This window comes from Brevundimonas bullata, assembly GCF_003350205.1.
In the GTDB taxonomy this organism is placed as follows: domain Bacteria; phylum Pseudomonadota; class Alphaproteobacteria; order Caulobacterales; family Caulobacteraceae; genus Brevundimonas; species Brevundimonas bullata.
Genome location: NZ_QLLC01000009.1, coordinates 69,959 through 82,280, shown reverse-complemented (window position 1 = coordinate 82,280; position 12,322 = coordinate 69,959). Strand labels below are relative to the sequence as shown.

Genomic DNA, 12,322 nt, shown 5'->3' with positions numbered 1-12,322 from the left:
AACACCTCGATGAAATCCCTGTTCGCCCTGGCCGGTCTGTCGGCCGCCGCCCTGACCCTGGCCGCCTGCGGTCAGCCGGCGGAAAAGCCCGCTGACGCCGCCGCCGTCCCCGGAACCGTCACGGTCGCCGACGCCTGGTGCCGCCCGACGCCGAACGGCGCCAAGGCCGGCGGCTGCTACGTCACCCTGACCGCCGAGTCCGACGACCGCCTGGTCAGCGTCTCCACCCCTCTGGCCGACACCGCCCAGATCCATGAGATGAAGATGGAGAACGGCATGATGAGCATGAGCGAGCTGAAAGACGGCCTGCCCCTGCCCGCCGGTCAGAAGGTCGAGCTGAAGCCCGGCTCGACGCACATCATGCTGATGGGCCTGCGCGACCCGCTGGTGGACGGCGGCGTCGCCTCCTTCACCCTGACCTTCGAGAAGGCCCCGGCCATCGGCGTCCACGCGGCGGTCAAGCAGCCGCCGGTGGTGGATTCGCAGGAGTAGCAGCGGCGTCCCTCTCCCGATGGGAGAGGGCTTGAGCGCACGCGAGCGTCAGCGAGCGTTCTTGCGCGAAAGGGTGAGGGTTGGCGGCAGCCGTCGGCGCAAGCCGCCGCGGCGCCGCTCACGCCGACTTACAGGTAGCCCCCTCACCCTTTCGCCTTTTCCAATCGCTTCGCTCTTGGAGGCTCGAGCCCTCTCCCAACGGAGAGGGTTCAGACACCGCCGCACCTGACAAACAGCCCCGAACCGGCTAAAGGCTCGCGCTCACGAGGAATCCCATGGCTCTTAAAGTCGCGATCGTCGGCCTGCCCAACGTCGGCAAGTCCACCCTGTTCAACGCCCTGACCAAGACGGCGGCGGCTCAGGCCGCCAACTATCCGTTCTGCACCATCGAGCCGAACACCGGCGACGTGGCGGTCCCGGAGCCGCGCCTGGAGGTGCTGGCCGGCATCGCCGGGTCCAAGGAGATCATCCCCTCGCGGATCACCTTCGTGGACATCGCCGGTCTGGTGCGCGGCGCGTCCAAGGGCGAGGGCCTGGGCAACCAGTTCCTGGCCAACATCCGCGACTGCGACGCGGTGGCCTTTGTCGCGCGCTGCTTCGTCGATGACGACATCACCCACGTCGAAAACCGCATCGATCCCATTTCGGACCTCGAGATCATCGAGACTGAACTAATGCTGGCCGACCTCGAAAGCCTCGAGAAGCGCGTCGTCAACGTCGAGAAGAAGGCCAAGGGCGGCGACAAGGACGCCCAGCAGACCCTGCGCCTGATCAACCTGGCCCTGACGCCGCTGCGCGCCGGCAAGCCCGCCCGCGTGGCCCAGGTGGACAAGGAAGACGAGAAGGCGTGGCACATGCTGCAGCTTCTGACTTCCCTGCCCGCTCTCTACGTCGCCAACGTCGACGAGGCCTCGGCCGACAAGGGCAATGAGCTGTCCGACCTGGTGGCCAAGCGCGCCGCCGAGGACAACGCCAACTCGGTGGTCATCTCGGCCCAGATCGAGTCGGAAATCGCCGTCCTGGACGACGAGGAGCAAAAGGAGTTCCTTGAGACCCTGGGTCTGGAAGAGCCCGGCCTGAACCGTCTGATCCGCGAGGCCTACAAGCTGCTGGGCCTGCAGACCTACTTCACGGTCGGCCCCAAGGAAGCGCGCGCCTGGACCATCCCCGTCGGCGCCACCGGCCCGCAAGCCGCCGGCGTGATCCACACCGACTTCGAAAAGGGCTACATCCGCGCCGAAACCATCGCCTTCGACGACTTCGTCGCCCTGAAGGGCGAAGCGGGCGCCAAGGAAGCCGGCAAGATGCGCGCCGAAGGCAAGGCCTATGTCGTCAAGGACGGCGACGTCATGCACTTCCTGTTCAACAACTAAGACTGTCACAGGGGTCGGTTAGAAAATCTGACCGGCCCCGCAGAAAATCTGAAATCCCATTGCCGTTCGGGGTTTGCTAGCCTCGGGGAATGAAGGCGCGGTTTCCGCGTCATACTCCCCGGGGATTTGCATGAAGTTCGACACGCTCGCCGTCCACGCCGGCTATACGCCCGACCCGACGACCAAGTCCGTCGCGGTGCCGATCTATCAGACCACCAGCTACGCCTTCGACGACACCCAGCACGGGGCCGACCTGTTCGACCTGAAGGTGGCGGGCAATATCTACACCCGGATCATGAACCCGACGTCCGACGTGCTGGAGCAGCGTCTGGCGGCGCTGGAGGGCGGGATCGCGGCCCTGACCGTGGCCTCGGGCATGGCGGCCATCACCTACGCCATCCTGACCATCGCCGAGGCCGGCGACAACATCATCGCCACCGGCGCCCTCTATGGCGGCACCTACAACCTGTTCGCCCACACCCTGCCCCAGTACGGCATTGAGGTGCGCTTCATCGACGCCGACGACATCGCCGCCGTCGCCGCCAACACGGATGACCGGACCAAGGCGGTCTTCTGCGAGTCCATCGGCAATCCGCTGGGCAATGTCGTGGACTTCGCCGCCCTGGCCGATGCGGCCCACGCCCAAGGCCTGCCGCTGATCGTCGACAATACCGTGCCGACCCCCTACCTGACCCGCCCGATGGAGCACGGCGCCGACATCGTCGTCCACGCCCTGACCAAATACATCGGCGGCCACGGCACGAGCATCGGCGGGGCCATCATCGACAGCGGCAAGTTCCCCTGGGCCGAGCACAAGGCGCGCTTCCGCCGCCTGAACGAGCCCGAGGTGTCCTATCATGGCGTCGTCTATACCGAGGCGCTGGGTCCCGCGGCCTATATCGGCCGGGTGCGGACCGTGCTGCTGCGGAACACCGGCGCGGCCATCTCGCCGTTCAACAGCTTCCTGATCCTGCAAGGGCTGGAGACCCTGGCCCTGCGCATGGACCGGCACGTCGAGAACGCCACAGCCGTGGCTCACTATCTGAAGGGCCACCCCAAGGTGAAATGGGTCAACTACGCCGGCCTGCCCGACCACCCCGGCCACGCCCTGATCCAGAAGTATTTCGGCGGCAAGGCCTCGGGTCTGCTGACCTTCGGCGTAGAGGGCGGCCGCGAGGCCGGCGGGCGCTTCCAGGACGCGGTCAAGCTGTTCACCCGCCTGGTCAACATCGGCGACGCCAAGTCCCTGGTCTGCCACCCCGCCTCGACCACCCACCGCCAGCTGTCGCCCGACGAGCTGAAGAAGGCGGGCGTGACCGAGGACACCGTCCGCCTGTCGGTCGGCATCGAGCACATCGACGACCTTATCGCGGACCTGGAACAGGCCCTGGCGGCGGTCTGACCGCCCGCCTCACCTCGGCAATGAAAAGGCCCTCCGCCCTGCAAGGGCGGAGGGCCTGAACATGAATCCTCGATCTGGACCACGCCTGGTCCCCGACCGAGGGGCATACCGAAGGCCCTATTTCCGCGCCGCGTCGCTCGTCGCGCGGACCTGACCGAACTCGGATGTCGGCTTCCAGGTGGGCCATGCATCGCTGTTGGCCAGTTGCAGACCCAGGCGATACAGCAGCGTCAGGTTCTGGACCGCCGAACGCAGGTCCCAGTCGGCGGACCATTCGTCGCTGGGCTTGTGATAGTCGGCGCCGAACCTGGCCTTCCACGCCGCCAGACCGGCCTCGCGCCCGCCGTCGACCCAGTCCACGCCGTGCCATGGCATCAGGGCCGGGACGCCCGCGCGGGCGAAGGGGAAGTGGTCGGAGCGGTAATAGAACCCCTGCTCCGGTTGACCGTCGTCGGAAACATAGCGGCCTTCCTTCTCGGCCAGGGCCTGAAGATCGTCTTCAAGGCTGTTCTGCCCCTTGCCGAAGATCGGCACGTCGCGGGTCGGACCCGACAGTGGCAGCATGTCGATGTTGATGTCGGCCACCGTGGTTTCCAGCGGATAGACCGGATCGGCGACATAGGCGTAGCCGCCCAGCAGGCCCATTTCCTCAGCCGCCATATGGGCGAAGACGATGGTGCGGTCGGGCGCCGGCGCGGCCTTCAGCTGACGCGCCATCTCGACCACGCCGACCGTGCCCGAGGCGTTGTCCCAGGCGCCGTTGAAGATCTTGTCGTGGCCCGCGGCGTTCTCGTTGACGCCGACGTGGTCCCAGTGGGCCGAATAGATGATGGTCTCGTTGGGACGCTTGGTCCCCGGAATTTTGGCCAGCAGATTGTGGGTGCGCAGGGTGTCGATGGTCTCAGAAACCTCAATGGACACACTCATGCCAGGCATATCGGCGGCGCGAAAATCGCCACTGCCCAGGCGCGAAGCGAGAACCGCCATATCCAGCCCAAGCGCCTTGGCCGTATCCGCATGAATCGCGGCCGAGAACTCCAGATCCGCAGAACCAGGCGCCTGGGTACGGGTGCGGCCCGCGCCCTGAACGCCACGCGTCCAGGCCCTGTCCGCCGGTGCGGCGTTGATGATCGTAATGACGCCTACGGCGCCACGGCGCTTGGCTTCATCCGCCTTGTAGGCGCCGGATTCATAGTTGGTCGTATAGACGCCGTTGAAAAGGTCGCCGTCCGGCTCCCCGGCGACGACGACGACCACCTTGCCCGTTACATCAAGATCGCCGTAGTCGTCCCACCCGCGCTCGGGCGCATGGATGCCGTAGCCGGCGAAGACCAGGCCCACATTGGCGATAGAAGCCTGACCGTCATTCGTTGCTGCGCGCAGGGTGATGTCGGTTCCCGGCGTCAGGACATGGACCTGACCGTCCGCGCCGGTCCAGCTGGCCTTGGCGGCGTCCGCGACGGGGGTGTAGCGCTTCAAGTCGATGACCTGCAGCCACTGGCCGTTCGGGCCGCCGGGGGCCATGCCCATGGCCTCGTACTGGGCCTGCAGCCATTCCAGCGTCTTCTTCTCGCCATCCGTGCCGGGATAGCGCCCCTGGAAGTCGTCAGCGCTGATGGTGCGGATTTCGTCCGACAGGCGCTGGGCCGAAAAGTCCTGCGCCGCCGCCGAACCGGCGACGAGCAGAAGAGCGGCGGCGGCGACGCCGCTGATGAACCGACGATGCATGGAAACTCCCTCGCCCTCCCCACGGGGCTTTGATGCAAACTAATAGGGCGACCTCGCAGGAGGCCGCCCCTTACATTTTTGTCATGTTCCGCGAAGGCGGGTCAGACCTGGCCTAGTTGCGCTGGTCGGCGCTGACGGCGCGGGCCGGGCCGAATTCCGAACCCGTCTTCCACTGCGGCCAGTCGCGGCTGTTGGCCAGGGCCTGACCGGCGTCATAGACGACCTCCAGATCCTGGATCATGCCGCGATAGTCCCAGGTCGGCTCCCATTCGTCGGCGGCCTGGTGATAGCGTTTGGCGCCATATTCAGCCGCCGCAGCCAGACGCGGGGCGATCGGTTCGTCGATGTAGTCGCCGGTCGAGGACAGATAGGCCATCGGCACCCCGCGCTTGGCCAGCGGGAAGTGGTCCGAACGGAAGTAGATGCCCGCGCCCACGCCGGCATTGCCCTCGAAGCCACGGCCCTGGGCCGCCGCCAGGGGGATGACCCGCTCGTCCAGTTCCGAATGGCCATAGCCGGTCACGCCCAGCTTGCTCATGCGGCCCAGCACGCCCATGGCGTCCAGGTTGAAGCCCGCCACCGTGGTTTCCAGCGGATAGAGCGGATTGGCGGCGTAGAACTCCGAGCCCAACAGGCCGCTTTCTTCGGCGGTGAAGCTGATCATGACGATGGTGCGCTCGGGGCGCTTGCCCGCCGACCAGTGGCGCGCCAGCTCCAGCAGGCCCGCCGTCCCCGAGGCGTTGTCCACGGCGCCGTTGAAGATGCGGTCGCCGCTGGCGTCCGGCTCGCCCATGCCGATGTGGTCCCAGTGGCCGGTGTAGAGGATGGTCTCGTTCGGGTAGGTCGCGCCCTCCAGCTTGGCCACGACGTTGTGGGTGGTGATCTGATCGGTCTTCACATCGAAGCTGGCGTCGATGGTCGCCCCCTTCAGCTCGACCGGCTGGAAGTCGCGGCTGCGGGCCTTGATCTTCTCCTGCTCGAAGTCGAGGCCGGCGTGGCGGAACAGGTCCACGGCCACGTCGCGCTGAATCCAGGCCTCCATCGGCACGCGCTCGGCCGACGGGTTCTGACGCACGATGTCGAACTGCGGCACGGACCAGGAGTTGGCCACCGTGGTCCAGCCGTAGGAGGCGGGCTTGGTCTCGTGAACGATCAGCACCCCCGCCGCGCCCTGACGCGCCGCCTCTTCGTACTTGTAGGTCCAGCGCCCGTAATAGGTCATGGCCTCGCCGCCGAAGGTGTTCAGCGCAGGCTCCTCGAAGTCGGCGTCGTTGACCAGGACGACGATCACCTTGCCGCGCACGTCGGTCTTGAAGTCGTTCCAGCCGCGTTCGGGGGCGTTCGTGCCGTAGCCGACGAAGACCAGGGGCTTGCCGCGCAGGTCGACGCCCTCGCCGGGCAGACGGGTGGTCATGGTGGCCTGCTGCCCCTGCACGAGCGGCTGGGTCCAGTCGCCGACCTTGATCTGGCCGCTCACGTTGGAGACGGTGAAGCGGTTCAGGCCGACCGCCTGGGTCCAGCCGCCGTTCTCGCCGCCGGGCGCGAAGCCCGCCGCCGCATACTGCTGGCTCAGATAGTCGATGACCTTCTGCTCCGCCGGGGTGGCGATGCCGCGCCCCTCGAAGCTGTCGTCGGACAGCACCTTGATGTCGTTGGAGATGCGCGCCGCATCGAAGTCAGGGGTCTGGGCTCCAACGTTCGAGGCCAGGGCGGCGGCGAACAGCAGGACGGCGGCGGACGACATCAGACGCATGGAAACAGACCCTCGGCCAAATCAGAGCCTCGGACCCTATCGGTCGAAATCCGGCGAGTCGATGCGACCTGTTCCGCCTGCGGACACGAAAAAACCCGCCGGATCGCTCCGGCGGGTCATCTCGTCTCGAAGCTGCATCACCCTTAGTGGGCGACGCCCTTCCAGATGCGGCGATAGCTGGCGTAGGTGATCCCTGCGAACAGCAGCAGGAAGATGATCACGCCAAAGCCCATCTGCTTGCGCTCGGTCGCCTTGGGCTCGGAGGTCCAGGCGATGAAGGCGGCGACGTCCTTGGCCATCTGATCGACAGTGGCTTCGGTCCCGTCGTCATAGGTGACTTGACCGGCGCGCAGAGGCGCGGGCATGGCGATGAAGCCGCCCGGAGGCACGTGCCCCTCGCCTTCCCAGAACGGGGTCAGATCGCCCGCCATATAGGGGTTGTAGTGCTGGGCCGAGGTCATCTTCAGGCCGGCCGGCGGGGTCACATAGCCCGACAGCAGCGAGTAGATGTAGTTGGCGCCGTCATGACGGGCCTTGGCCATGACCGACAGGTCCGGCGGCATGGCGCCGCCGTTGGCCGCAGCCGCAGCCGTGGCGTTCGGATAGGGGTTGGGGAACTTGTCAGCGGTGGTGGCGTCGCGCATCAGCGCCTCGCCCGTTTCGCTGTCGATGTCCGGGACCTGGGCTTCCTTGGCCAGAGCCTTCACGACGGGGTTGTCGTTCGGGTTCGGGTATTTGGGGTTCCAGAACGGCCCGTGCTTGTCGCCCAGGTTACGGAAATGCATCAGGTCCATGCCGTGGCAGGAGGCGCAGACCTCCTTGTAGACCTTGTAGCCGCGCTGAAGCTGGCCCTGATCATAGGTGCCGAACGGCCCCTCGAAGCTGAAGTTGCCCTCGCGCGGATGCTTGGCGCCCCCGGCGGCCATCGCCGGAGCGGCGATGGCGACCAGGCCGACAGCGGCCGTCAGGGAAACCAGGATCTTGCGGAAGGACACGGTTTTCTTCTCGTTCGAAATCATCGCGCTCAGCCCTTCTGCTCGGTGACGGGCAGGACCGGCTCGGAAATCGTGGCCGGGACCGGCAACGGCTTCTCGCGCAGGCCGAGGAACGGCATCAGCACCAGGAAGAAGATGAAGTAGTAGGCCGTCAGCAGACGCGTCAGCCACAGGTAGGAGTTCAGCTGACCGTCAAACAGGTTGAAGCTGGGCATGCCCGGAACGACCGGAGCATCCGGCAGCTGACCACCGCACCAGCCGAGGCCGAAGCAGACGAACAGGAAGATGATGAAGCAGGTGCGCATCGTCGGGCGGTAACGCATGGAGCGCACCTTGGACGTGTCCAGCCAGGGCAGGACGAACAGCACGCCGATGGCGCCGAACATGGCCACCACGCCGCCGAACTTGTCGGGGATGGCGCGCAGGATCGCGTAGAAGGGCAGCATGTACCATTCGGGCACGATGTGCGCCGGGGTCTGCAGCGGGTTGGCCGGGATGTAGTTGTCGGCGTGGCCCAGGGCGTTCGGCTGATAGAAGACGAAGACCGCGAACAGGATCAGGAACAGGATGATCGCAAAGCCGTCCTTGACCGTGAAGTAGGGGTGGAAGGGCAGCATGTCCTTCTTCTGACGGTCCTTCGGGATCAGGATGCCGACCGGGTTGTTCTGACCGGCGGCGTGCAGGGCCCACAGGTGCAGCACCACGCAGCCGGCGATGACGAACGGCAGCAGGTAGTGCAGCGAGAAGAAGCGGTTCAGCGTGGCGTTGTCGATGGCCGGACCGCCGCGCAGCCAGATCAGGATCGGCTCGCCGATGACCGGAATGGCGCCGATCAGGTTGGTGATGACCTCAGCGCCCCAGAAGGACATCTGGCCCCAGGGCAGGACGTAGCCCAGGAAGGCGGTGGCGATCATCAGGAAGAAGATCAGGCAGCCGACGATCCAGATCATCTCGCGCGGCGCCTTGTAGGAGCCGTAGTAGAGACCGCGCAGCATGTGCAGATAGACGGCGATGAAGAACATCGACGCGCCGTTGGCGTGGACGTAACGGATCAGCCAGCCGCCGTTGACGTCGCGCATGATGCGCTCGACCGAGGCGAAGGCTAGGGCCGTGTTCGGCGTATAGTGCATGGCCAGAACGATGCCGGTGATGATCTGCGTCATCAGGCACAGGGCCAGGATGCCGCCGAAGGTCCACCAGTAGTTCAGGTTACGGGGGGTCGGCAGGTTGGCGTAGTCCATGCCGAAACGGATGATCGGCAGGCGGGTGTCCATCCACCGCTCAATCGCGGTTTTGGGGACGTAGGTGGATTCGTGATCGCTCATGGGTCCTCTGTCCGTCCTCAGCCGATTTTGACGCGGGTGTCAGACATGTATTCGTAGTTCGGCACCACCAGGTTCAACGGCGCAGGTCCCTTACGAATACGGCCCGAGGCGTCGTAGTGCGAACCGTGGCAAGGGCAGAACCAGCCGCCGAAGTCGCCCGTCCCGAAGGTGGGGACGCAGCCCAGGTGGGTGCACGAGCCGATGACGACGAGATACTTCTCGTGGCCGGCCTTGGTGCGTTCGACATCGGTCTGCGGCGGCGAGCCGACGGCGCCCTCGGCGGACACCTTCTGGATCTCGGCCGGGGTGCGGTAACGCACGAAGACCGGCTTGCCCTGCCATTTGATGACGACCTGCTGGCCTTCCTGAACCTTGGTCAGATCGAATTCGATCGACGCCAGGGCCAGGGTGTCGGCGGCGGGGTTCATCTGGTTGATCAGCGGCCAGGCCACCATCACGCCCGCACCGACTGCGGCGGTGCCGGCAGCGATGTGGATGAAGTCGCGGCGGGTGGCGTCGCCGCCCCCGTGTTGGCCATCAGGCCCTTCAGCATTCACGACCGATTCGGCCACGCTATCACCTCTGCAGTCCCGATCGCCCGCCCCGGGAGGGGGATGGTCGTCGGCATGGATCGTCTAGCGGAACGGTGAAAGTCGCCTGCGGCCCTGATTTCGCCACCCTCTCTGCAAGTCGCTGACGCAACTTGCGAAACGGTCGCAATAATGGCCGCGACAAAACCCCGCCCCGCGCGTATGAGGGCCTTAGAATGCGTCTCGCCCTTTTTCAACCTGACATCCCGCAGAATGTGGGCGCCTGTATCCGACAGAGCGCCTGTTTCGGCGTCGAATTGCACGTGATCGAGCCCGTCGGCTTCCGTTTCGACGACCGCGCCATGAAGCGCGCGGCGCTGGACTACGGCCCGCTCAGCCACATGACCCGCCACGCGGACTGGGAGGCCTTCCAGCGCGACCGCGCGCCGGGGCGGCTGGTCCTGTTCACGACCAAGGGCGCCACGCCCCTGCCCGATTTCGAATTCCGGCCCGACGACGTCCTGCTGTTCGGCAAGGAAAGCGCCGGCGCCCCCGACTATGTCCACGCCGCCGCCGACGCCCGCGTCTTCATCCCCATCCGGCCGGAAACACGCTCGCTGAACCTGTCCGTCAGCGCGGGGATCGCCCTGTGGGAGGGGTTAAGGCAGTTGGACGGGTTGCCGGTGCGCTCCTGAGGCCGACCTTAACCACGCCGATTCACCGAACGCCAAATGGTGAAAGGCAGACTGGTCAGTTCACACGAGTGGACCCATGCCTATGCAAGCCTTCCTCCGGGAACTGACATCAGCCGATAACCTGCCGCTGTTGCTGGCCTTGATCGCACTTCTGGGGTTCCTGGCCGGGTTGAAGGTCGGCGCTAGAAGTCGTTTGGGCCGTCGTCCCAGCAAGGGGCGATGGCGCGCAGGAATGAAGCTCGTGAACACTGACGCCCCAACGGCTCCCAGCGACCGAACTGATCCCGCGGCGCAACTCACCACCGTCATGAACGCCGAGTTTCGCCCCAAGCGATTGATGTCCAAGAGCGAGGCCCGCGCCTTCCTGCAGATTGAACGCCTCCTGCGCGGCCATCGCATGGGCTGGCGCGTGATGGCTCAGGTGTCTTTGGGCGAGGTCCTGACCTCTGCCGACGCCAAGGCCTTCGCCGCCGTCAACAGCAAGCGCGTGGATATGCTGGTCATTGCCCGCGACGGACATCCTCTGGCGGCCGTAGAGTTCCAGGGCTCCGGACACTATCTCGGCACAGCCGCCGCTCGGGACGCCGTCAAGCGGGAAGCGCTGCGGCGCGCGGGGGTCGACTTCATCGAAGTGAAGCCCGACCATTCCGATGAGGATCTCGCCTTCGAAATCGCCCGCCTAGTTCGCCTGAAAGCCCCGTCGGCTCCGCAGCCCGCCTGACTCCTACTCCGGCGCGCCGTCGTTCGGCAGTTGCGCCAGGTTCGGGCGCTGGCCCCGTTCAGCCGTCGCGGCGCGTTCCACCGCGCGCATGGTGCGCAGCAGGTTCTCGCCCGAGATCTTGCGGATGTCGGCCTCGGACCAGCCGCGACGCATCAGCTCGGCCAGGATGCGCGGATAGGCCTCTACGCTCTCGACGCCCTCCGGCAGGCTGTCGACGCCGTCGAAGTCCCCGCCCAGACCGACATGGTCGATGCCCGCTACGTCGCGAACGTGCTGGATGTGAGCCACCACGTCGTCGATCGTGGCCTTGGGCGCCGGGTTGGCGGCGATGAAGGCCTCCATGCCCGCCTTGACCGCAGCCGGATCACCGGGGTTCAGGGCCGACAGCCGAGACATCTCGGCCGAACGCGCGGCGCCCGAGGCGCGCACCGCCTCGCTGATGAAGCCCGGCACGAATGTGACCATGACGATGCCGCCGTTGGCCGGCATCTGGCGCAGCACGGCGTCGGGCACGTTGCGCGGATGGGCCGTCACTGCCCGCGCCGACGAGTGCGAGAAGATCACCGGCGCCGTCGAGACGCGGATGGCGTCGGTCATGGTCTCTTCCGAGACGTGGCTCAGGTCCACCATCATGCCGATGCGGTTCATCTCCTTGACCACCTGCTCGCCGAACGGCGACAGGCCGCCCCACTTGGGCGCGTCGGTGGCGCTGTCGGCCCAGGTCGTGGTCTTGGAGTGGGTCAGGGTCATGTAGCGGGCGCCGGAATCATAGAACTCGCGCAGCAGGCCCAGGGAATCGTCGATGGAATAGCCGCCCTCCATGCCGATCAGGCTGGCGATGCGGCCCGCCTTGTGGATGCGGCTGATGTCGTCGGCGGTGGTGGCGATCTCGAACACTGAGGGATAGGCGGCGGCGATACGCTTGACCGTGTCGATCTGCTCAAAGGTGGCCTTGGCCGCCTCGACCGGCTCCAGGCTGGCGGGGACATAGACCGACCAGAACTGCGCCCCGACGCCGCCCGCGCGCAGACGCGGGATGTCGGTGTGAAGCCGCGTCGTCGCCGCCAGATTGGTCGCCAGATCAACGCGATAGGGGTCGTTGCCGAAGCCCTGACGCAAGGCCCAGGGCAGGTCGTTGTGACCGTCGATCAGCGGGGTGCGACGCAGGATCTGCATCACCCGCTCCTGCCCTGCGGCGTCGCCCCCCGATTGCGATTGAGCCAGAGCGGGTCCGGCCAGGACAGCGAGCGAAGCGGCGGCGAGCAAGGCGGTGCGGATCATGGAAGTCCCCTCAAAACTGATAAGGCC

The 12,322-nt window shown here is 66.2% G+C and carries 11 protein-coding genes; 5 read left to right on the top strand and 6 right to left on the bottom strand.

The genetic code is table 11. The features are described 5' to 3' along the window. The first annotated feature begins 9 nt into the window (after positions 1–9). From DXK21_RS06220 to DXK21_RS06210, 3 genes are all read left to right on the top strand, one after another. The gene (locus DXK21_RS06220) at positions 10–492 is read left to right on the top strand and encodes a copper chaperone PCu(A)C (RefSeq protein ID WP_114816912.1); all 483 of its coding nucleotides are present in this window, start codon (positions 10–12) and stop codon (positions 490–492) included. Between the two features lie 275 nt (positions 493–767). After that, a complete protein-coding gene (ychF, locus tag DXK21_RS06215) occupies positions 768–1,865 on the top strand; it encodes a redox-regulated ATPase YchF (RefSeq protein WP_114816911.1) in 1,098 nt (365 codons plus the stop codon). A gap of 130 nt (positions 1,866–1,995) precedes the next feature. Continuing rightward, positions 1,996–3,267, top strand: a complete 1,272-nt coding sequence (locus DXK21_RS06210) for an O-acetylhomoserine aminocarboxypropyltransferase/cysteine synthase family protein (protein ID WP_114816910.1) — start codon at positions 1,996–1,998, stop codon at positions 3,265–3,267. Positions 3,268–3,384: 117 nt separating this feature from the next. On the opposite strand, the gene DXK21_RS06205 is transcribed toward DXK21_RS06210, so the two are convergent. The 5 genes from DXK21_RS06205 to petA form a co-directional block, all read right to left on the bottom strand. Then, complete coding sequence (locus DXK21_RS06205; protein ID WP_114816909.1) at positions 3,385–4,995, bottom strand: M28 family peptidase; 1,611 nt, start codon at positions 4,993–4,995, stop codon at positions 3,385–3,387. A 112-nt stretch (positions 4,996–5,107) separates the two neighbouring features. Then, positions 5,108–6,748, bottom strand: coding sequence for a M28 family metallopeptidase (locus DXK21_RS06200; protein ID WP_114816908.1), 1,641 nt, complete (start codon positions 6,746–6,748; stop codon positions 5,108–5,110). Positions 6,749–6,891: 143 nt separating this feature from the next. Then, on the bottom strand, positions 6,892–7,767 hold the full coding sequence (locus tag DXK21_RS06195; protein ID WP_114816907.1) for a cytochrome c1: 876 nt from the start codon (positions 7,765–7,767) through the stop codon (positions 6,892–6,894). A gap of 5 nt (positions 7,768–7,772) precedes the next feature. Continuing rightward, a complete protein-coding gene (locus DXK21_RS06190; protein WP_114816906.1) occupies positions 7,773–9,068 on the bottom strand; it encodes a cytochrome b in 1,296 nt (431 codons plus the stop codon). Positions 9,069–9,085: 17 nt separating this feature from the next. After that, positions 9,086–9,640 (bottom strand): ubiquinol-cytochrome c reductase iron-sulfur subunit, encoded by a 555-nt coding sequence (gene petA / locus DXK21_RS06185; RefSeq protein ID WP_114816905.1) that lies wholly within the window; start codon positions 9,638–9,640, stop codon positions 9,086–9,088. Between the two features lie 194 nt (positions 9,641–9,834). On the opposite strand from petA, the gene DXK21_RS06180 reads away from it, so the two are divergent. After that, entirely contained in the window at positions 9,835–10,293 is a 459-nt protein-coding gene (locus DXK21_RS06180; RefSeq protein ID WP_114816904.1) for a tRNA (cytidine(34)-2'-O)-methyltransferase, read from the top strand. An 82-nt stretch (positions 10,294–10,375) separates the two neighbouring features. Then, the gene (locus tag DXK21_RS06175; RefSeq protein ID WP_162790589.1) at positions 10,376–11,014 is read left to right on the top strand and encodes a DUF2726 domain-containing protein; all 639 of its coding nucleotides are present in this window, start codon (positions 10,376–10,378) and stop codon (positions 11,012–11,014) included. A 3-nt stretch (positions 11,015–11,017) separates the two neighbouring features. Here DXK21_RS06175 and DXK21_RS06170 read toward each other — a convergent pair whose 3' ends face one another. Next, complete coding sequence (locus tag DXK21_RS06170; protein WP_114816902.1) at positions 11,018–12,295, bottom strand: dipeptidase; 1,278 nt, start codon at positions 12,293–12,295, stop codon at positions 11,018–11,020. Between the last annotated feature and the right edge of the window lie 27 nt (positions 12,296–12,322).